This window comes from Rhodospirillaceae bacterium (assembly GCA_028819475.1).
GTDB lineage: Bacteria > Pseudomonadota > Alphaproteobacteria > Bin65 > Bin65 > Bin65.
In genome coordinates, this window is the sequence record JAPPLJ010000030.1 from 53,431 (window position 1) to 74,238 (window position 20,808).

At 67.1% G+C, this 20,808-nt stretch carries 15 protein-coding genes and 1 pseudogene; 4 read left to right on the top strand and 12 right to left on the bottom strand.

The features are described 5' to 3' along the window. Positions 1-162 precede the first annotated feature (162 nt). From OXM58_07810 to OXM58_07835, 6 genes and pseudogenes are all read right to left on the bottom strand, one after another. Positions 163-3,264 (bottom strand): annotated as a pseudogene (locus OXM58_07810) (efflux RND transporter permease subunit). Between the two features lie 55 nt (positions 3,265-3,319). Further along, on the bottom strand, positions 3,320-4,504 hold the full coding sequence (locus tag OXM58_07815; GenBank protein ID MDE0148263.1) for a hypothetical protein: 1,185 nt from the start codon (positions 4,502-4,504) through the stop codon (positions 3,320-3,322). 335 nt (positions 4,505-4,839) lie between these two features. Continuing rightward, positions 4,840-5,490: a thiamine phosphate synthase gene (thiE, locus tag OXM58_07820; protein ID MDE0148264.1), complete on the bottom strand. Its 651-nt coding sequence runs from the start codon at positions 5,488-5,490 to the stop codon at positions 4,840-4,842. A 30-nt stretch (positions 5,491-5,520) separates the two neighbouring features. Then, on the bottom strand, positions 5,521-6,441 hold the full coding sequence (locus tag OXM58_07825) for a class I fructose-bisphosphate aldolase (protein ID MDE0148265.1): 921 nt from the start codon (positions 6,439-6,441) through the stop codon (positions 5,521-5,523). 119 nt (positions 6,442-6,560) lie between these two features. Then, on the bottom strand, positions 6,561-7,016 hold the full coding sequence (locus tag OXM58_07830; GenBank protein MDE0148266.1) for a hypothetical protein: 456 nt from the start codon (positions 7,014-7,016) through the stop codon (positions 6,561-6,563). A gap of 15 nt (positions 7,017-7,031) precedes the next feature. Continuing rightward, positions 7,032-7,658: a DsbA family protein gene (locus tag OXM58_07835; GenBank protein MDE0148267.1), complete on the bottom strand. Its 627-nt coding sequence runs from the start codon at positions 7,656-7,658 to the stop codon at positions 7,032-7,034. A 308-nt stretch (positions 7,659-7,966) separates the two neighbouring features. Between OXM58_07835 and OXM58_07840 the strand changes: the two genes are divergently transcribed. Then, positions 7,967-8,998 (top strand): histone deacetylase family protein, encoded by a 1,032-nt coding sequence (locus tag OXM58_07840; protein MDE0148268.1) that lies wholly within the window; start codon positions 7,967-7,969, stop codon positions 8,996-8,998. 26 nt (positions 8,999-9,024) lie between these two features. On the opposite strand, the gene OXM58_07845 is transcribed toward OXM58_07840, so the two are convergent. Both OXM58_07845 and OXM58_07850 read right to left on the bottom strand, forming a co-directional pair. Beyond that, on the bottom strand, positions 9,025-9,486 hold the full coding sequence (locus OXM58_07845) for a MarR family transcriptional regulator (protein MDE0148269.1): 462 nt from the start codon (positions 9,484-9,486) through the stop codon (positions 9,025-9,027). Continuing rightward, entirely contained in the window at positions 9,483-10,559 is a 1,077-nt protein-coding gene (locus tag OXM58_07850; protein MDE0148270.1) for an LLM class flavin-dependent oxidoreductase, read from the bottom strand. Before OXM58_07850 ends, OXM58_07845 begins: the two co-directional genes overlap by 4 nt. A 237-nt stretch (positions 10,560-10,796) precedes the next feature. Between OXM58_07850 and OXM58_07855 the strand changes: the two genes are divergently transcribed. The 3 genes from OXM58_07855 (at position 10,797) to OXM58_07865 (ending at position 14,218) form a co-directional block, all read left to right on the top strand. Further along, positions 10,797-11,681: a DMT family transporter gene (locus OXM58_07855; GenBank protein MDE0148271.1), complete on the top strand. Its 885-nt coding sequence runs from the start codon at positions 10,797-10,799 to the stop codon at positions 11,679-11,681. An 82-nt stretch (positions 11,682-11,763) separates the two neighbouring features. Then, complete coding sequence (locus tag OXM58_07860; protein ID MDE0148272.1) at positions 11,764-12,435, top strand: 3'-5' exonuclease; 672 nt, start codon at positions 11,764-11,766, stop codon at positions 12,433-12,435. A 157-nt stretch (positions 12,436-12,592) separates the two neighbouring features. Beyond that, a complete protein-coding gene (locus OXM58_07865) occupies positions 12,593-14,218 on the top strand; it encodes an AMP-binding protein (protein MDE0148273.1) in 1,626 nt (541 codons plus the stop codon). A gap of 717 nt (positions 14,219-14,935) precedes the next feature. Here the strand turns inward: OXM58_07865 and metH are convergent. From metH to OXM58_07885, 4 genes are read right to left on the bottom strand one after another with little or no spacing between them, the layout of a single operon-like run. After that, positions 14,936-17,635 carry a methionine synthase gene (gene metH, locus OXM58_07870; protein MDE0148274.1) on the bottom strand — a complete coding sequence of 900 codons (2,700 nt, stop codon included), beginning with the start codon at positions 17,633-17,635 and terminating at the stop codon, positions 14,936-14,938. A 19-nt stretch (positions 17,636-17,654) separates the two neighbouring features. Next, entirely contained in the window at positions 17,655-18,737 is a 1,083-nt protein-coding gene (locus OXM58_07875; GenBank protein ID MDE0148275.1) for a homocysteine S-methyltransferase family protein, read from the bottom strand. Positions 18,738-18,739: 2 nt separating this feature from the next. Further along, a complete protein-coding gene (gene metF, locus OXM58_07880) occupies positions 18,740-19,606 on the bottom strand; it encodes a methylenetetrahydrofolate reductase [NAD(P)H] (protein ID MDE0148276.1) in 867 nt (288 codons plus the stop codon). After that, complete coding sequence (locus OXM58_07885; protein ID MDE0148277.1) at positions 19,603-20,592, bottom strand: metalloregulator ArsR/SmtB family transcription factor; 990 nt, start codon at positions 20,590-20,592, stop codon at positions 19,603-19,605. The genes metF and OXM58_07885 overlap by 4 nt, the downstream gene beginning before the upstream one ends. Positions 20,593-20,808 lie beyond the last annotated feature (216 nt).

The window sequence follows — 20,808 nt, forward strand, 5'->3', positions numbered from 1 at the left end:
CCTTCACCGACGAAACGTTCAGGTAATCAGGTCGTGATGAGAGCCCTTTCCCGAAAGCTCCCGCCGACCGTGAAGAAGCCGTCGCCGCCACCACCGCCGCCGCCCAAGAAAAAGTGACCACTGCGCCGCTGGGCTATTGAGGCGTCCGGCCCGCGGCCCGCCTCATTCGCGGCGTCCGTCGACGATCATTACGAGCGTCGGCAGGATGAACAGGGTGAAGATGCCGGCGGCGACCAGGCCGCCGAGCATGCTGACCACGAACGGCACGAAGCGGATCAGTTCGTCGCCGCGCGCGTAGAGCAGGGGCGAGAGGCCCAGGACCGTGGTCAGGCTGGTCAGGAAGACGGCGCGGAAGCGGTGGCGCGTCGCGGCGGAGGCGGCGGCGATGGCCGGCAGCATATCGTTGTCCCGCCGGATCGCATTGTAGCGGTCGAGCAGCACCAGGGAGTCGTTGACGATCACGCCGGCGACGGCGACGACGCCGAACAGCGACAACGCCGTGACATCCCAGCCAAGAATCCAGTGGCCGAATATCGCGCCGGCAAACGCGACCGGCACGCCCGCCATGGCGACCACCGGCTTCCAGTAGCTGCGCAGGAAACCGGCCATCAGGGCATACATCGCAATCAACACGAAGGGCACGAGCAGGCTCAACGTCTCGAACAGATGCCTCTCCTGCCGCACGCCGGCGTCATCCGATATGCCGAGGCCGGGATATTTCGCGATCAGGCCGGGCAGAAACTCCCGGTCGATCTTCCGCCGCGCCTGGATGGGAGTGATCTGGGTAAGTTCGGTGTGGGCGTTGACCAGCACCGTGCTCTTGCCGTCGATCCGGGTGAGCGCGGCGAGCTCGCGCTTTTCCTCGATCCAGGCCACGGTGGACAGCGGCACCTCGCCGCCGCCGGGCCGGCGGATCCGCTCGCCGGCGAGCTCGCGCAGACTGCGCCGCCGTTCCGCCGGATAGCGGACGACAACCCGTATCTCGTCGCGGCCGCGCTGGATCCTCTGGACCTCGATGCCGTGGTAGTTCGCCCGCAACTGCCGGCCGATCCCGGTCGGCGTCAGCCCCGCCGCCTTGCCGGCCGGCGTGACCCGGACGACGAAATGCCGTTTGCCCGGCACCAGGCTGTCGGAGAGCTGGTAGATGCCCGGAACGGACCCGATGAACGCCTTGAGCTCGCGGGCCGCCTGCTCAAGTTTTTCGCGATCGTCGTGAACCAGGGCATAGGCGACGGACGGTATCATCCGGAAAAGGGTGGTCTGGACCGAGACTTTCGCCAGTCCCGGCAGATTGCCGATATTCCGGCGCCACAATCGCTCGATTTCCCCGGGCGACGCCTGGCGCAGCGGCCGGTCGTGCAGATGAAGCCGGACCGAGGCCAGATGGCTGCCGTTGCGCTGCTCCTCGCCGGTGCGCGAACGGGAGACGCCGCCGACATTGCCGACGATCACGCTGATCGAATCGATGGCAGTCCCTTCGAGTTCTTTGTCGACCGCCTCGGCCGCCCGGACGAATCTTTCGGCGATGGCGGCGCTGGCTTCGAACGGCGCGCCGACCGGCAACTCGAGGTTTGCCTGGACCGTGTTCGAGCGGCTCGCCGTGTTGTCGAGGATGACCACGCGAACCTGCTCGGACCGCAGCAGGGCAAGAGCGGCAACGAAAAATACCAGGCCGAAGGCGATCGTCAGCCAGACATGGCGGACCGCCCAGGACACCGCCGGCGCCACGATCGAATCCCGCATCCGGTCGATCGCGTCGCGCGCCGAGGCCTGGATTTCGCGCAGCGGGGAGAGGCTCCAGTGCCGCTCGTGCGAGAGGTGCGACGGCAGGACGAAGAAAGCCTCGACCAGCGATACGGCGAGAACGAACAGGGCGACCCAGAAGAATGGCTGGACGATCTGAAGGCTGCCTTCGGTAACGAACAGGAACGGCACGAATGCCAGGACGGTCGTGGATACGCCGACGAAGATCGGGCCCGCGACCATCCGGGCCCCCGAAACGGCCGCCTCTACGGCGCTTTTCCCCCGCTCGCGTTCCGCAGCGACGCTCTCGCCGACCACGACCGCATCGTCGACGACGATGCCGATCAGCAGGAAGAACGCGAACAATGTCCCCAGGTTCAGGGTCAGGTCCGCCAGATCGAAGAACATCAGCGCGCCGACGAACGACAGGGGAATGCCCAGGGTAATCCAGAATGCGAGTCGGAGGTCGAAAACGAGGAACAGGCACACGAACACCAGGATGACGCCGATCGCCGCGTTGCGGACGATATCCGACAGAACGTCGAAAATCGGTTCCGCCGTATCGTTCCAGACCCGGATTTCGATCCCCGGCGGCGGCTTGTAGGTCTCGAGGCGTTTCCTGATGTTGGAGGAAATTTCGAGCAGCGACTGCTCCCTGGACGCTTCGACCCGGACGAAAACCGCCGGCTTGCCGTCGACCGTCGACAGGATGTCCTCGTCGACGAAGCCGTCGCGGATCGTGGCGACGTCGCCGAGCGTCACGATGGTGCCGTCGACCCGCGTAATCAGCGGTATGTTCCCGAATTCCTCGCCAACCTGCCGTTTTCCGACCGCATGGAGGACCACGCCGCCGGCGCGGGTGCGCAATTCGCCGAAGGTCGCGTTGCGGGAGACGCGCCGGACTTTTCTCGCCACCTTGGCGAGCGTCAGATTGTGTCGGCGCAACTCCTCCTAGTTCATCTCGATTGCGATTTCGCGGTTGCGCGTGCCGCGCAGCTTGACCTGGGAGACCGACGGCAGCGCCAGCAGATCGTCGCGCAATTTCTCCGCGGCAAGGCGCAGGTCATTTTCGGTCGAAGTCGACGAGGCGACGGCAAGCGTCATCACTTCGATCGCCAGCTTCTTCAGTTCCACCCGCGGCCGTTCTGCATTGGCCGGCGGAAAATTCTCGATGCTCTCGACAGCGCTGCGGACATCGGCCAGGACCTCGCCGGCATCGGCGAAGGTTTCGAGTTCGACGTCGAACCGGGAGAATCCCTGCGAGGCGGTGCCCACGACCCGCGCGACGCCGGGAAGGCCGACCACGCTTTCCTCGATCCGGCGGTTGATGTCCTCTTCGACTTCCTTCGGCGACGCGCCGGGCACCCGCACGGTCACGCTGACCGTGCGCAGATCGATTTCCGGAATGTGCTGAACGGTCAGCTGAATCCCGGAAAACACGCCGCCGACGATCAGCAGGATCAGCAGGAATTTGGCGGCGACGGGATTGCCGACGAAATATGCGATCGGTCCGTTTTTCACGATAGTCCCTCGCGATGGCGCGCCTTGCGCACGCAGCGTCCGTCTTCAGGCCGGATTATTCCGGCGACCGGATTGCCCTGGCCGTCACCTGCAATCCTGCCCTGGCATTGGCCAGAACGCCCACGACGACACCCTCGCCCGCATCGAACGGCTCGACGATCCAGCCGTCGGCCGTGCGGCCGAGCGTTTTGGGCGTGAACGCGGCCAGGGCGCCCTTCCTGACCACCCACACGCTGTTGCGGTCGCGTGCCGCCGTCTCAGGCAGCACGAAGACCCCGTCGCGCGTTGGCCCGGTTACCGCAATTTCCACGAAAGTGCCCGGCGCGGGCAACGAGTCCGGCGGCGTATCCTTGGCGAAATTCAGGAACATCGACCCCAGGCGGGTGCGCGGGGCGACGACCGACGACACCCTGACCACTTCGCCGTCGTATTTTCCGGCCCAGGTCGAGAGCCGGGCCGAACGGCCGACCATCGGTGCGAAACTCCGGAGATCCTTCGGCTCGACCGGCGCCCGGACCTGTACCGAGCCGGACCGGTAAACGACACCGAGCACCCACGAGCGCCCGACACTTTCGGCCGGGCCCACCAGTTCGCCGACCTCGACATCCGAACGCACCACCCGGATGTCGTAGGGCAGCGATATGCTTGTGCGCGCCAGCTGCAGCTTCGCCAGATCCAGCGCCGCCTGCGCCCGGCCCAGCCTGGCTTCCGCCCTGGAAATCGACGAGACGCGGCGAACCCGTTCCGGAATCTCCGTTCCCGGATTGGCCTTCGCGAACTTCTCGGCGCCTTCCTTCGCAAGGGACCTTTGAATTTGCAGGCTGGCCTCGGCTTCCACGACCGACATTGCCGCGCCCTGGACCCGAATTTCGAATTCGGACGGATCGATCCTGAGTAACGTCTCGTTTGCCGCGAGCGACCCGCCATTCGTGAATTTCGGCGAGACCCAGACGACCCGGCCGACGACCTCGGAAACGACCTTGGTCTTCCGTTCGAGCGTCACAGTTCCCGTCGCACGGACGGTAAAGGTGTATTTTTTCGGACTCGGCTGGACGACGCGGACGGGAGGCTTGCCGGGCCCGGCCGTCGTCGCGGCCGTCGCCCCGCGCTCGACCCGGTCGGGCGCGCGGGCAAAATAAAGAGCGACAACGATGGCGATCAGGATTGCCGCCAGCTGCGCGTATCCGAGCCACCGCGGCCTGTCGGGACGGCTGGCTGAGTCTGATGATTCCTGGGGCATCGCCGCGCTCCCGCTTACCTGAAGGGTTTGCCGGCGGGTTCGGGAACGGGCGATGCAAGATGCGAAGATCGTCTGGCCATTGCCCGGTTGCCCGTCCCGTCACCAGCCGTGTTCGGAAATATATCGGTTCGTAAAATCGGTGCAAGAATTTGCAAACGGCCAGGATAATATATCGGACCCGGCATTTCGTCCTTCGAGACGGCTCAGGCGTTCGCCTTCGCCTCCTCAGGATGACGGGTTTTGTTTGCTTCACCCATACAGCTTCATCCTCAGGAGGGGCTGAGGAGCGATCCGCAAGGATCGCGTCCCGAAGCCCCGTCTCGAAGGACGTCCCATCAGGCGGCGCCGCGTGCCTCCAGAATCCCGGCGAACGCCCGGACGGCGGCGGCCGGGCCTTCCGGATGGTCCCAGACGCCGCCGACGACGGCGAGAAAATCGGCGCCGGCGCGGATCAGCGGGCGGCAATTCTCCACGGTGATGCCGCCGATGGCGCCGCAGGGCACGACCGTTGCCGCAGACCATCCTTCCAGCGTTTCCAGCGTCGCCTGCGATTTCGGATCTTTGGTCCGGGTCGGGAAAAAGGCGCCGAAGGCGACATAGTCCGCGCCGGCCTCGGCCGCCTCCATCGCCAGATGCAGCGAGTTGTGGCAGGTCACGCCGACGGTCGCTTCCGCGCCGACCAGGGCGCGCGCTTCGGCATAGGCGGCGTCGTCCTGCCCGACATGAACGCCGTCGGCGCCGATCTCGCGCGCCAGATCCGGCCGGTCGTTGACGATGAAGGCAATGTCGTGGCGGTGACAGACCGGCATCAGGATTTCGGCCGCCCGGCGCACGGCATCGTCCGGCGCATCCTTGAGGCGAAGCTGGAGGCAGGCGGCCGGCCCGGCATCGAGCGCCGCTTTCAGCGTCTCCGCAAACGCCGCCGGCTCCAGCGCCGGAGGTGTAATCAGATAAAGCTGGCAGCCGGGATCGGCAGGATCGACCATCGCTCGTTCATCCGGCAGCGCGGCCGGCGCCTAGAGCTGCCCCTTGTAGATCCTGACCGCCTTGTCGAGCAGGGCGAGGGCGTCGTCGCGCGGGCGCTGGAAGCTGTTGCGGCCGATGATCGAGCCCGACGCGCCGCCGTCGCGCAGTGCGCGGATTTCGTCCAGGATCGCATCGTCGCCCTTGGCCGCGCCGCCGGAGAAGACGACCAGCCGGCGGCCGCCGAAGGCGCTCTGCATGACATGGGCGACGCGGGCGGACAGGCTCGAAATGTCGATGCCCTGCGCCTCGTAGAGCTTGCGCGCCTCGTCCTGTTCGATATGCGCGGTCGGCGGCTTGACCTTGATGATGTGGGCGCCGAGCAGCGCGGCCATGTGGGCCGCATAGGCGCAGACGTCGATCGCGGTCTCGCCGTCCTTCGACAGGCCGCCGCCGCGCGGATAGGACCAGATGACGACGGCGAGGCCGACCGATTTCGCCTCCGCCGCCAGCTCGCGGATTTCCTCCATCATCTCGAACTGGCTGTCCGAGGCCGGATAGATGGTGAAGCCGATGGCGGAACAGCCGAGGCGCAGGGCGTCCTCCACCCCGCCGGTGATCGCCTGGTCCTTGTCCCGGGCGTGGCTGTTCGAGCTGTTGACCTTGAGGATGGTCGGAATCTGCCCGGCGAACGTATCCGCGCCCGCTTCCAGCAGGCCGAGCGGCGCGGCGAAGGCGTTCAGCCCGGCATCGATCGCCAGCCGGTAATGGTAGTGCGGATCGTAGCCTTCCGGGTTCGGCGCGAAGCTGCGCGCCGGGCCGTGCTCGAAGCCCTGGTCGACCGGCAGGATGACGGCCCTGCCGGTGCCGGTCAGACGGCCGGTCATCAGGATGCGGGCCAGCTGGCCCTTGGTGCCCGGACAGTCGCTCTCGTAGTTCTTCAGGATCCGGCGCACCGTGGACGTCATCTTCATGGCTCGGCTATCCCCTTCGGCTCGTTCCGACGGGCCGGCGCGCCGCGGGCCCCTCCTTCTCCCCGCTGTGCTTAGACAAGGCTGCGGGCGGTTTCAACGGGCGTCTTCGACGGCGCCCTTCAACTTCGGTTGTCGGCGTCGGCGGCCCCGGTTCGGCCGCCCCGGTTTTGCAAGGCAAACCGGCAGGAGGCTGCCGGATCCAGCCGGTCGCGCAGGTCGAGTTCCGGTGGCGGGCCGGGATGCAGCGCCCCGCCGCACCGTTCTGCGATCGACGCCAGTTTCTCCCGGACGTCGGCCCGGACGGCGACGTGCACGTTGCGCAGGCCCTCCCGAAAGGCGGACAGGGCGAAACCCGGCGCGGCGCCGCAATCGAGCACCGTCGCGGCCCGGCCGGGTTCCGCGGCCTTTGCGACCGCGCGGTCGAGGGCCGCCCAGTAGCCGACACCCAGGCTGCGGGCACCGTCCGGCGGGCTCCACAACTCCAGCGTCGCGCCCGCGGCCGCGGCCTCGTGCAGCGCGATCCGGGCGAGCCGCAGGTCGGCGACGATGCAGGCGAGGTGCGGGCGCTCCGGCACCGGGTCCGGCCGCGGTCAGCGCCGCCGCTCGGCCGCGGCCGGCAGGGTTTCCAGCCGCTTCATGGCGTCGGTCCCGAGGATGGCCGGATCGGCCAGATAGGCGTGGGCGAAATCGGTGCCGTCGACGCCCCAGAAGAATTGGCCGTCGATCGCCAGGGTCGGCACGCCGAAAATGCCGGCGGCGACCGCCGCGTCCGTGTTTTCTTTCAGCGCGGCCTTGACCGGCTCCTGCGCGATCAGGGCATCGGCGTCGGCCGCGCCCAGCGCTTCGGTCAGCGCCGGCCATTCCGCGTTCGGCTCGCGGCCGTCGGCCCAGACGAAGCGGAAGATGGCGTCGATGGCGGCGAGATCGCCGTCGAGCGCGATGGACAGGCGCAGGATGCGCAGCGGGTTGAACGGATGGGCCGGCGGCATCCGGAAGGGCACGCCGAGGCGGCCGGCCGTGAACTGGCAGAAACGGTAGGTCCACAGCCGCTTGGCCGGAATCTCGGCCGGGCCCAGGTTGCCGGTCGCGTTCAGGAGCCCGGCGAACAGCACCGGCACCGGGCGAATTTCCGCGATTCCGGCGAACTCGCCCAGCCGCTGCGACTGCAGATAGGCGTAGGGCGAGATATAGTCGAAATACCAGTCGATTCGTTTCATGCGTCCTCGCTCGGGCCGCTGTCCGGGGCTTTCCAGCCGCGAGAGGTAGGGGAATTGTGCAGCGTACGGTGCGAATGCAATGCCGTCCTTCGAGACGGGCGTTTCGAGACGGCGCTAGAGCGCCTCCTCAACGCCCTCCTCAGGATGAAGGGCTTGGGGTCTGGCCAAATTTGCAGCTTCATCCTGAGGAGGGGCTGAGGAGCGGTTCGCAGAACCGCGTCTCGAAGCCCCGTCTCGAAGGACGGCGTTGCAAGCCGGCGCCGGGTCGGCTAGGCGTTGGCGTGTCCCGACCGCACCGGCATCCGCCCATGCTGCCCATCGTGTTCCATCCCGGCCACGCCCGCCACGATCCGCAGCTCTATTTCAAGGCCGGCGGGTTCCATTCCCATCCGGAAATGCCGTCGCGGGCCGAGGCCATCGTGCGCGCCCTGGAGGCGCAGGGCGGCGAAACCGTCGCCCCGGACGACTTCGGCCCCGGCCCGCGGGCGGACGTCCATACGGCGGAATACCTCGATTTCCTTTCGGGCGTATACGGGAGATGGAAGGCGGAAGGCCAGTCCGGCGACGAGGTCGTGCCGAACATCCATCCCGGCCGGCACATGGCCGGACGTCCGGCGAGCCTGCTCGGCCAGGTCGGGTTCCATACGACCGATCTTTCCAGCCCGGTCGGGCCGGGCACCTGGGAGGCGGCCTGCGGCAGCGCGAATACGGCGCTCCACGCCGCGAAGCTGGTGCTCGACGGGGCGCCGGCCGCCTACGCCCTGTGCCGCCCGCCGGGGCATCACGCCTACGCCGACATGGCCGGCGGATTCTGCTTCCTGAACAACATCGCGATTGCCGCCCAATACGCTGTGCGCTGCGGCAGGCGGCCGGCGATCCTCGACGTCGACGTCCATGCCGGCAACGGTACCCAGGGAATCTTCTATCGCCGGCCTGACGTGCTGACCGTTTCGCTGCATTGCGATCCGGCGGACTATTACCCCTTCTTCGCCGGCCATGCCGATGAGCGCGGCGCCGGCGACGGCACCGGCTGTCACCTCAACCTGCCGCTGCCGCCGGAGACCGGGGACAACGCCTATCTTTCCGCGCTCGACTCGGCGTTGAACCGCATTGCCGCCTGGGGGCCGGACATACTGTTCGTCGCGCTCGGCGTGGACGGCTACGAGAAGGACCCGCTGCGCGGCATCTGCCTGACCACGCCCGGCTTCAGCCGCATCGCCCGGGCGATCGGCGAGCTGAAAGTTCCGACGGCGCTGATCCAGGAAGGCGGATACCATGTGCCGGACCTGGGAAAAAACGTCTTCTCCTTCCTCGAAGGCTTCGAGGCGGCCCACGGTTAGGGCGTCCCGGGTTCCTGCGTCGGCCGTCAGGCGGCGGAGTCGAGCGCGTCGCCGCCCAGATTGTCGTAGACCCGGACCAGCATCCGCTTGAGCGCGGCGGCTTCTTCTGCCGTGAAACCGGCCAGTGCGACCGTTTCGTAGCGCCGGGCGACCGGCACGATGGCCCGGACGGTCGCCCGGCCGACCGGCGTCAGGGCGACGGCGACGACCCGCGCATCCGCATCCGGTTCCCGCCGGCGGTTCACCATGCCCCGGCTCTCCATCTTGCCGACCAGCCGGGACAGGGTGGAGATGTCGATCGAGGTCAGGTCCGCCAGATCGCTGATCCGCAGGCCGTCGCGGTGATGGAGCGCGGCAAGGACCCGCCACATCTGCAGGGTGACTCCGTGCGGCGCGATCTCGCGCGAAAAGGCCGCCGCCAGTTCGACGCCCGTGCGGTTGATCAGGTAGGGGAGGTAGGCGGTGAGGTCGAAGGACACGGCGGTCACGCCGCTTTGCGCTGGGCCCGGCGGGCGTTGTGCTTGCCGTCGAAGTGGGGCGCGACCTCGTCCATGAACAGGTGCATCTGTTCCTCGACGATCGCCTTGTCCTTTTTGCCGACGTTGAAATAGAGGATCACCTCGTCGATCCCGGCTTCCTCGACCTCTTTCAGCTTGTCGATCGCCTTCTGCGGCGGGCCGAGCAGGATGGATTTGTCGGTCAGGTCTTCGCCCTGCATGTTCTCCAGGATGTCGACGATCTTGCGGAAATAATGCATGGTCGGCGGCGCCTTGGCCGGGTCGCCGGTGAAGGCCGGCAGGGCGCAGTGTTTGAAATAGTCCATCTGGCTGCTGCGACCGTAGCTGTCGTTCTCGTCGATATAGATGAAATAGCTGCACATCTTGCGGCCCGGCTCGGTGCCGGCGCGCGCGCAGGTCTCGCGGTAGGCCTCGGCGGCCTTGTCGAGCCCGCCATACATCATGCCGGCGGCGAACGGCGCCCAGATGACGTTGGTGCCGTGGCGCGCCGCGATCTCCAGCGAGGTGTTGGAGAAGGAGGCCGTGTAGAACGGGATCGGGTTCTGCACCGGTTTGGGCGTGATCTCCATTTCCGGGATGTCGTGGAACTGGCTCTTGTGCGACCACGGCCCGTCGCCCCAGGCCTTGAGGATGATCTCGATGGCGTCTTCGAAATATTCCGCCGATTTCATGAAGTCGGCGCCGAAGGGCGCGTATTCCCGCTGGTCGTAACCGCGCCCGGCGGCGAAATCGACCCGGCCGCCGGACAGCAGGTCCAGCGTCGCCCAGGTCTCCGCGACATGGACCGGATGGTGCAGCGGCAGCACGGCGACGGCCGGCGCCAGGCGGACGTGCTGCGTTTCCGGGATGATGCTGGCGAGCAGCAGGTCCGGGCGCGAATTGACGCCGAGGGAATCGAAATGATGCTCGCCGATCCAGACCGAGTGATAGCCCAGCCGGTCGGCCAGGATCGCCTGTTCGCGGATGTCGAGCACAAAATCGTTCGGCGTGCGCGGATTGTCCGGATAGTGGTTGTCGCTGAGCGTGAAATAGCCGAATTCCATGACCGTCGCTCCCGGCTGCAACGCGGTATTTGCATTTGCAAATATCCTGCATGTATAGGGAGGTGTCAAGGGCGTCCTTCGAGACGGCTCGGGCGTTCGCCTTCGCCTCCTCAGGATGAAGGGTTGTGTTTGCTTCACCCATACAGCTTCATCCTGGGGAGGGGCTGAGGAGCGATCCGTCAGGATCGCCTCTCGAAGCCCCGTCTCGAAGGACGCCGACCCGAGGAGCGCGCCGCCATTTCCGACAGACCCGCCGCCGTCGATATCCTGCTGCCGCTGGCTTTCGTGCCGCTGTGGTCGACCGGCTTCATCTTCACGAAGTTCGGGCTGCCCTATGCCGAACCGATGAGCTTCCTGTCGGTCCGCTTCGCCCTCGTGGTGCCGCTGATGATCGGCGTGGCGCTTGCGATGCGGGCGGCCTGGCCGACGCGCGCCGAGGCCGGGCACAGCATGGTCGTCGGCATCCTGCTGCACGGGCTCTATCTGGGCGGGGCGTTCGTCGCGATGGCCGAAAGCGTGCCGGTCGCCGTCGTGGCGCTGATCGTGTGCCTTCAACCCGTGCTGACCGCGACTGCGGTCGGCGCGGCGCTCGGCGAGCGGGTCCGGCCGGTTCAATGGCTCGGCCTGCTGCTCGGGCTCGTCGGCGTCGCCATGGTCCTGTGGCGCAAGATGGGCCTCGACGGCGGGCTCGAGGCCGAGGGAAGCCTGACCGGCTACGCTTTTTCGGGGCTGGCCCTGCTCGGCATTACCGCGAGCACCATCTACCAGAAGCGCTACTGCGCCGACGTGCATCCGGCGTCCGGCGGGGTCTACCAGTATATCGCCGCCGCCGCGGTCATCGTACCCGCTGCGGCGCTGACCGAAAGCTGGCGCGTCGATTTCGGCGCGCCGGAATTCCTCTTCGCCCTGTTCTGGCTCACCGTCATGCTGTCGGTCGTCACGGTCTGGCTGCTCATGGTGCTGATCCGGCGCGGCGCGGCGAGCCGGGTCGCCAGCCTGTTCTACCTCGTGCCGCCGGTCACCGCCCTGTTCGCCTGGATGCTGTTCGGCGAAACCCTGGGGCCGCTCGCGCTCGCCGGCATGGCGGTGGCTGTACTGGGAGTCGCTCTGGTGAACCGGTGACCCAAGGACGGGCTGTACGAAATGGAGTTTCCCGGAAAGCCATACTAGACAGGTTTTCCGTCTTTGCAGATATCGAGCGAGAATGAGACTTTCGAAACGTCACACCTGTATTGCCATCTCAACCACCGGACTCGACTCGCAGTCTGACCGGATCGTCGAAATCGCGTTCGTCAAATGGCGCGGCAGGAGCGCTATCTACAATCACTCGTATTTCGATCCTGGGCGCTCCGTTTCTGACGAGGCCTACCATCGCCATCGATTGGGCGCAAAGTTCCTCAAGGGTTATGATCCACTCGGCGAAGAGGACGCCAAGGCAATTGTTGAAGTGATCGGTGATTCCATTCTCGTTGCATTCAAGGCGGAGTTCGTACTCGAATTCTTGAATTCGGAATTGAACCGCCACGGGGTGTTTTTGCCCCGCAGTCTACTTTCCGTCAGCCTGCAACCGGTATTCAGCGAACTCTTCGGCGTTGATCGCGTCAGCATGTACCAAGTTGCGCAAGAACTGGGAATGCAGGGCTACGAAGATGCGGTCGCTGTCAAAAAGGATTTGAAGCTGGACCATTTGCCAGCGTTCGGCTCGGCGGCTGTAAACGCGCGGCGCGTCGCTGTCTTGTCCCGTTTTGTCAAAATTAAAGGCAATCAGGTAACGCTTCGGCCCGAGCATTCCAGTGAGGAACAAAAATCCGTCAGCTTCGGTATGGTTATCATCCTTGCGGCTTGCGTGGCGCTAATCGGATTCTTGGCAACGTAGGTGACTGTCGCTTCATCGAATCGTCGTGAATTTCTGGCCGTTGCTGATGCTCCGGTGCCACGGCCGACACTACAGCAATTTCGCGACACCCGGCTCGGCTTCCGCTACATTGCCGGCCGATAAGCCGGACATCGCAAGACCGCCGGAACTTTCGATCATGTACCGCTTCGACCTCACCGAATCCTACATTCCCGCCCAGACCGACGATGTCGTGCTGGAGACGACGGTCGGCGGCATCCTGCGCGAGGCGGCCAGTCAGCGCGGCGACGCCACCGCACTGGTCGAGATCGATCCCCCGTCGGTCGAGCGCAAGCGGCAGTGGACCTTCGCCGAACTGCTGGCCGACAGCGAACGCCTGGCGGCGGCGCTGGCGTCGCGCTACGCGCCGGGCGAGCGGCTGGTGGTCTGGGCGCCGAACGTGCCGGAATGGGTGCTGATGGAGTTCGCCTGCGGCCTGGCCGGCCTCGTCCTGGTGACGGCCAACCCCTCCTACCAGAAAGACGAACTGCGCTACGTCCTCGAGCAATCCGGCGCGTCGGCCCTGTTTTCGGTGGCGAGCTTTCGCGGCAATCCCATGGCGGAGATCGGCGCCGCCGCAGCCGGCGGGCTCGACGCGGTGCGCGAGATCGTCGATCTGGACGATCCGGACGCCCTGTTCCGCACCGGCGACCGGCCGGCGGCGCTGCCGGAAGTCGCTCCCGGCGATGCGGCGCAGATCCAGTACACCTCCGGCACCACCGGTTTCCCCAAGGGGGCCGTGCTGTCGCACCGGGCGCTGACCAACAATGCGCGCTTCTTCGCCCGGCGCACCGACACCCGGCCGGACTCGGTGTGGGCGAATTTCATGCCGATGTTTCACACCAGCGGCTGCGGCATGATCACCCTGGGCGCGCTCCAGGCCGGCTGCCCGGTGTTCCTCGTCAAGCAGTTCGATCCGGCCGCCGTCCTGCGCCTGATCGAACGCGAACGGGTGACTGCGGCCCTCGGCGTGCCGACCATGCTGGTCGCCATGCTGGAGTGCCTGGACCGGCAGCCCCCGGACCAGCAGCCATACGATCTGTCGTCGGTGGAGATCGCGGTCTCCGGCGGTTCGATGGTCGCGCCCGAACTGGTGCGCAAATGCGTCGAACGCTTCGGCTGCAGCTTCCAGACCGTCTTCGGCCAGACCGAATCGGCGCCGCTGATTACCCAGCACCATGCCGGCGAGCCTCTCGACATCGTCTGCAACACGGCGGGCCTGCCGATGCCGCAGACCGAGGTCTCGATCCGCAGCGTCGACGGGGAGAACCGGGTGCTGCCGGTCGGCGAGGTCGGCGAGATTTGTGTGCGCGGCTATTGCGTGATGATCGGCTACCACGACAATCCGTCGGCGACCGCCGAAGCCATCGACGCCGAGAGCTGGCTGCACACCGGCGATCTCGGAACCCTGGACCGCCAGGGCTACCTGCGCATCACCGGCCGGGTGAAGGAGATGATCATCCGGGGCGGCGAGAACCTGTTCCCGGCCGAGATCGAGAACACGCTGATCGAGCATCCCGACGTCGCCGAGGTCGCCGTGGTCGGCCTGCCCGATGAGAAATGGGGCGAGATCGTCGCCTGCTTCGTCCGCCTGGAGCCGGGCCGGGAATTCGATCCGGAGGAATTGCACCGCCATTGCCGCGCCCGGATCTCGCCCCAGAAGACGCCGACGGTCTGGCAGAAGGTCGAGGGCTTCCCGCTCACCGGATCGGGCAAGATCCGGAAATTCGCGCTGGTCGAAGACTATCTGGCGGCGGGCGGCTGAAGCGCCCTTCAAGGGGGGCCGGAAGAGCGCCGCGCCGCGGGCTGGAACGCCGCCGCGCCTCTCGCCTGGCTCCCGCCTTCCGCCGCCATCTTCCTCCAGCATCGCCAGGGCATCGGCACGGAGGGCGCGGGCCGGTCACGGTCTTCAAAAAATATTTCCTTTTTTTAGACAATATTCCTTGACACGGCAGTTCCCGCGCCCTATATCGGCCTTGTCAACGCCCGAAATGCGCCTGCCGCGGCCGGCCGACATCCCGTCCTTCGAGACGGGGCTTCGAGACGCAGTGCTGCGCACTGCTCCTCAGCCCCTCCTCAGGATGAAGAGGCATATTGGCCAATAATATCAGCTTCATCCTGAGGAGGCCCGAAGGGCCGTCTCGAAACGCCCGTCTCGAAGGACGCCGCCCCCGGTGTCGACCGGCGCTCCTACCCGGCCGGGAGGCTGGAAAATTTCCTAGCTAGAGTGATTTTGCGCACTTCCGAGAGGCGTGTTTCCAACGATTCCAAGGGGTTAGGGCCGACGGGCGCAAAAAAACATATAAGAATGATCGGTCTGTTTAATTTCAAAAAACAGAGCTATTTCAATGACTTGGGCAGCCTGAAATTGAACATTTGTTCAAAATCCGGCCGTTTTCCGGCGCCCGGCCCGCCCAGAGCGGCACAAAGCGGATGGAATCCCCCGCCATCTTCATGGCGGCGGCAACAGCGGCGCACGCGCCTACGCCGCCCGCCTGACGGTTTCGTAGCCCAGGTTCGGCGCCAGCCAGCGTTCGGCCTCTCCGACGGTCCAGCCCTTGCGGGCGGCATAATCCTCCACCTGGTCGCGGCCGACCTTGCCGACGCCGAAATAGCGCGCCTCCGGATGGCTGAAATACCAGCCGCTGACCGCCGAGGCCGGCGTCATGGCGCAGCTCTCGGTCAGGCGGACGCCGGTGTGGCGTTCGGCGTCGAGCAGGGCGAACAGACGGCGCTTCTCGGTATGCTCCGGGCAGGCCGGATAGCCCGGCGCCGGACGGATGCCGCGGTAGCGCTCGGCGATCAGGTCGGCATTGCTCAGGTTTTCGTCGCCCGCATAGCCCCAATAGTCCTTGCGCACCTTCTCATGCAGCCATTCGGCGAAGGCCTCGGCCAGCCGGTCGCCCAGCGCCTTGACCATGATCGCGCCGTAATCGTCGTTCTGCCGCTCGAAATCCGCGGCGGCCTCCTCGATCCCCTGCCCGGCCGTGACGCAGAAGCCGCCGACCCAGTCCGGCACGCCGCTCTCCTTCGGCGCCACGAAATCGGCCAGGCTGTAATTCGGCCGGTTGGTCCGGGCGGTCTGCTGGCGCAGCATACGCAGCGTGTCGCGGACGTCGCGCCGGTCCTCGCTCCGGTACAGCTCGATATCGTCGCCGATCCGGGCCGCCGGCCAGAAGGCCGCGACTCCTTTCGGACAGGTCCAGCCTTCCACAGCCATCATTTCCAGCATGGCGAGCGCGTCGGCATGGAGCGCGCGGGCCGCATCGCCGACCGCCGGATCGTCGAGAATGCGCGGGAAGGCGCCGGCCAGCTCCCAGGTGCGGAAGAAGGGCGTCCAGTCGATGCGCGGCGCCAGGTCCGCAATGGCGACGTTATCCAGCACGACCGGGCCGGCCTGCGCCGGCCGCGGCGGCGTATAGCCCGACCAGTCGGGACGAAACCCGTTGGCGCGCGCGGAGGCGAGATCGGTCTGCACGCCGTCGCGCCGGCCGCCGGCGTGGCTCTCGCGCAGCGCCGCGTAGGCGGAGCGGGTCTCGGCGACGAAACCGTCCGTTCGTTTCGGCGACATCAGCGCCCCGGCCACCCCGACCGCCCGCGACGCATCGGTGACATGCACCACCGGCCCGCTGTAGGACGGTTCGATCTTCACCGCCGTGTGCATCCGGCTGGTCGTGGCGCCGCCGATCAGCAGGGGAACGGTCATGCCCCGCCGGTCCATCGCGGCGCCGACCCGGCACATCTCCTCCAGGCTGGGCGTGATCAGGCCGCTCAGGCCGATCAGGTCCGCGCCTTCCCGTTCGGCCGTGTCGAGGATCAGCTCGGCCGGCGCCATCACGCCGAGGTCGATCACTTCGTACCCGTTGCAGCGCAGGACGACGCCGACGATATTCTTGCCGATATCGTGAACATCGCCCTTCACGGTCGCGGTCACGATCCGGCCGGCGGCGGCCGTTTTCCGGCTCTTCTCCGCCTCCATGAAGGGCTCCAGCCACGCCACCGCCTTCTTCATCACGCGCGCGCTCTTGACGACCTGGGGCAGGAACATCTTGCCGGCGCCGAACAGGTCGCCGACGATCGACATGCCGTCCATCAGCGGCCCCTCGATGACCGCCAGCGGCCTGCCGAGCTTCAGGCGCGCCTCCTCGGCGTCTTCCTCGGCATGGTCGGCGATGCCGTGGACCAGGGCGTGGCTCAGCCGGTCCTCGACCGAAGCGTCGCGCCAGCCCTCGTCCCTCGCGCGCTGGACCGCGCCGCCGCGATAGTCCTCGGCGATCTCCAGCAGCCGGTCGGTCGCGTCCGGCCGGCGGTTCAGCACGACATCCTCGACACGCTCGCGCAGGTCCGGCGCGATCTCGTCATACACGTCGAGCTGGCCCGCGTTGACGATCGCCATGTCGAGGCCGGCGGGTATCGCGTGATACAGGAACACCGAGTGCATCGCCCGGCGCACCGGCTCGTTGCCGCGGAAGGAGAAGGACAGGTTCGACAGGCCGCCCGAGACGTGGCTGCCCGGCAGAGCCGCCTTGATCCGCCGCGTCGCCTCGATGAAGGCGATGCCGTAGCCGTCATGCTCCTCGATCCCGGTGGCGACGGCGAAAATGTTGGGGTCGAAGATGATGTCCTGGGGCGGAACCCTGGCCTGCCCGGTCAGCAGCCGGTAGGCGCGCGCGCAGATGTCGGCCTTGCGCTCGACGGTATCCGCCTGCCCCGTCTCGTCGAACGCCATGACGACCATGGCCGCGCCGTAGCGCCGGATGCGCCGCGCCTGCTCCAGGAACGGCGCCTCGCCTTCCTTGAGGCTGATCGAATTGACGATCGCCTTGCCCTGGACGCATTTCAGCCCCGCCTCGATGACCGACCATTTCGACGAGTCGATCATGATGGGCACGCGGCAGATATCCGGCTCCGCGGCGATCAGGTTGAGGAACCGGACCATCGCCGCCCCGGAATCCAGCATCGCCTCGTCCATGTTGACGTCGACGATCCGGGCGCCGTTCTCGACCTGCTCCCGGGCGATGTCGAGTGCCGCCTCGAAGTCGCCGGCCACGATCAATTTGCGGAACTTCGCCGAGCCGGTGACGTTGGTGCGCTCGCCGACCATGACGAAGCGCTGGGCGGCGTTCATCGCCGGGGCCAATGCCGGGACCGGTTCGGGCGCGCTGTTCGCCTTCTCCGTCATCGGTAGCCGACTGCGCCGGTCAGGCGGCGAGGTGGAAGGGCTCGAGACCCGAGAGCGTCAGGCTGGCCGGCGCGTCCGGGACGCAGCGCGGCGCGACGCCCTCGACCGCCGCCCGGATCGCCGCGATATGCGCGGGCGTGGTGCCGCAGCAGCCGCCGACGATGTTGACCAGCCCGTCCCGCGCCCAGGCGCCGAGGAAAGCGGCGGTCTGTTCCGGCGTCTCGTCGTAGCCGCCGAAGGCGTTCGGGAGGCCGGCGTTGGGATGGACACTGATCCGCGCCGCAGCGACGCTCGACAGGTCCGCGATGAAAGGCGCCAGCTGCTCGGCGCCGAGGGCGCAGTTCAGGCCGATGGCAAACGGCCGGATATGCTGGACCGACGTCCAGAAGGCTTCCACGGTCTGCCCCGACAGGGTGCGTCCGGAGCGGTCGGTGATCGTGCCCGAAACGATGACCGGCAAACGGAATCCGAGCGCCTCGAAGGAATCCTCGACGGCGAACAGGGCGGCCTTGGCGTTGAGCGTGTCGAAGACCGTCTCGACCAGGACGATATCGGCGCCGCCGGCGACGACCGCATCGGCATTCTCGCGGTAGATCGCGACCAGTTCGTCGAAGGTCACGTTGCGGTAGCCCGGATCGTTGACGTCCGGCGAGATGGAGGCCGTCCGGTTGGTCGGGCCGAGCACGCCGGCGACAAAAACCCGGCGCGCCGGATCCGCCGCGCTCGCCGCGTCCGCTGCGTCCCGCGCGATCCGGGTGCCGGCGCGGGCGATCTCCGCCGCGTGATAGGCCAGGCCGTAGTCGGCCTGTGAAATGGCGTTCGCGTTGAAGGTGTTGGCCTTCAGGATATCGGCGCCGGCCGCCAGGTTGGCGTCGTGAATGCCGCGCACGATGTCCGGCCGCGTCAGGTTCAGGAGATCGTTGTCGCCCTGCAGGGGCCGGTCGTGGCGCGCGAAGGCGTCGCCCCGGAAATCTTCTTCCGTCGGCCCCGCCGCCTGGATCATCGTACCCATGGCGCTGTCCATGACCAGGATGCGTTCGGCGGCGAGCGCCTCCAGCGCGGCGGCGGCAGGGCGGAAGGACGTGTCGGTCTTGCGCTTCACGGTCAGGCGGCCTCTTCCAGCGGGGCACGAACGCTCAGACGCCGGCAGATCGCCGCCGTCAGCGCCGGCCGGTTCAGGGTGTAGAAATGAAACGCTTCGATGCCTTCGGCCTGGAGCCGCTGGCACAATTCCGTCGCCTGCGCCGCCGCGACCATCGACCGGGTCTCGGGATCGTCGTCCAGGCCGCGGTAAAGCTCCGCGAGCCAGGCCGGGACCGTCGCGCCGCAGGCCCCGGCAAAACGGACCGCCCGGGCAAAATTTGTGATTGGCAGGATGCCCGGTACGATCGGCGCTTCGATGCCGGCCGCACGCGCCCGGTCCCGGAAGCGCAGGAAGGTCGCCGGCTCAAAGAAGAACTGGGTGATCGCACAGGCTGCGCCGGCGTCAAGCTTGCGCTTGAGATTGTCGAGATCGGCCTCCGGCGATGTCGAGTCCGGATGGCATTCCGGATAGGCCGCCACCGCAATGTCGAAATCCGCGACTCGGCGCAGGCCGGCGACCAGGGCGGCGGCATTCTCATAGCCGCCCGGATGCGGCGCATACCGGACCGCGTCCCTCGGCGGGTCGCCGCGCAGGGCGACGAGATGGCGGATGCCCGCCTCCCACCATCCTTTTGCGATGGCGTCGACGTCTTCGCGCACCGCGCCGACGCAGGTCAGATGCGCCGCCGGCTCGAGGCCGGTATCCCGCCTGATGGCGCGCACGATCCGGTCGGTCCGGGCGCGGGTCGAGCCGCCGGCGCCGTAGGTGACCGAAACGAAACGCGGTCCGAACGGCGCCAGGGCCTCGACGGTGCGCCACAGCGCGGCCTCGTCCCGTTCCGTGGCCGGCGGGAAGAATTCGAAGCTCAGCTTGAGCGGCGGATTCACGAAACCGCCCTCCCCTCGGCATCCGCCTCCGGTTCGGGCGCCGCATCGTTGGCAGGGCGGGCGGCGGACCAGATGGCGACCGTCAGCGGATCGCCGTCCAGCAGCACGGGCTCCTCCGGCGACAGGCTGGCGGCGCGGAACCAGCGCCGGATATCGCTGTCCTCGAAACCCGCCCAGCGATGGGCATGCTGGTCGAGCAGCGCCGTCATGCCGTGGGGCGCGAAATCGACCACGACCACCCGGCCGCCGGGCTTCAGCACCCGCGCGGCCTCGGCGAGCACCTGGGCCGGCCGTTCGGAATAATGCAGCACCATGTGCAGCGTTACGGCATCGAAACGCTCCTGCCCGAAGGGCAGCTGGTACATGTCGGCGTGGCGGACCTGGCAGTGGCGCAGCCCGTCCTTGTCCAGATTGTGCCGCGCGACCGCCAGCATCTCGCGGCTGAGGTCGATGCCGATGGCGCTGGTCACTTCCTGTGCGACCAGTTCCAGCACCCGGCCGGTGCCCGTGCCGATATCGAGCAGGTTATGGACCGGCTGGCGCAGCACGACCTGGCGCAGGGCGGCATCGACCTGCGCCGGGTCGACGTGAAGGGCGCGGACCTCCGACCAGCTCGCGGCGTTGGCCCGGAAGTAGTCGGCGGCGATGCGCGCCCGCTCGGCCTTGATTTCTTCGAGCCGGACCAGGTCGAGCGCCTGGATCTCGTCGCTTTCCGGGATCAGATCGATCAGCTGCCGCGCCAACTCGGCGTTGCGCGCGCCGCTGCTCGTTTCAGCCAGGCGGTACCACGCCCAATTGCCCTCCTGGTGCCGCTCCAGGAGACCGGCCTCGACCAGCAGCCTCAGATGGCGCGAGACCCGGGGCTGCGACTGCCCCAGCACGCGCACCAGATCCGACACCGTGAGTTCGACATGCGCGCACAGCGAAAGGATGCGCAGGCGCGTTCCCTCCGCCGCCGCCTTCAGGCCCAGAAGCAACTGGTCCACGTCCCGATAGCTCCCCGGATAGCGGGCCGGCCTGACCCGGCCCTGAACAATTGCTGACAGATTGATATAAACATATCGTTATGTAATTATCAAGAAGAAACTGCTGATGTTTCCTGTTCAGGCCCGGTCCGGGTCGCGGCAGCGATTTCCTCTCCAGCCAACGATTTGTGACCCCGGCCGAAGGGCGAACCGGGGTCTGGATCCGGCGGCGGGGCG

Coding starts and splice junctions, on each gene's coding strand:
- OXM58_07815 (MDE0148263.1), bottom strand. CDS start 4,504: ATGCCCCAGGAATCATCAGACTCAGCCAGCCGTCCCGACAGGCCGCGG.
- thiE (MDE0148264.1), bottom strand. CDS start 5,490: ATGGTCGATCCTGCCGATCCCGGCTGCCAGCTTTATCTGATTACACCT.
- OXM58_07825 (MDE0148265.1), bottom strand. CDS start 6,441: ATGAAGATGACGTCCACGGTGCGCCGGATCCTGAAGAACTACGAGAGC.
- OXM58_07835 (MDE0148267.1), bottom strand. CDS start 7,658: ATGAAACGAATCGACTGGTATTTCGACTATATCTCGCCCTACGCCTAT.
- OXM58_07840 (MDE0148268.1), top strand. CDS start 7,967: ATGCTGCCCATCGTGTTCCATCCCGGCCACGCCCGCCACGATCCGCAG.
- OXM58_07850 (MDE0148270.1), bottom strand. CDS start 10,559: ATGGAATTCGGCTATTTCACGCTCAGCGACAACCACTATCCGGACAAT.
- OXM58_07860 (MDE0148272.1), top strand. CDS start 11,764: ATGAGACTTTCGAAACGTCACACCTGTATTGCCATCTCAACCACCGGA.
- OXM58_07865 (MDE0148273.1), top strand. CDS start 12,593: ATGTACCGCTTCGACCTCACCGAATCCTACATTCCCGCCCAGACCGAC.
- metH (MDE0148274.1), bottom strand. CDS start 17,635: ATGACGGAGAAGGCGAACAGCGCGCCCGAACCGGTCCCGGCATTGGCC.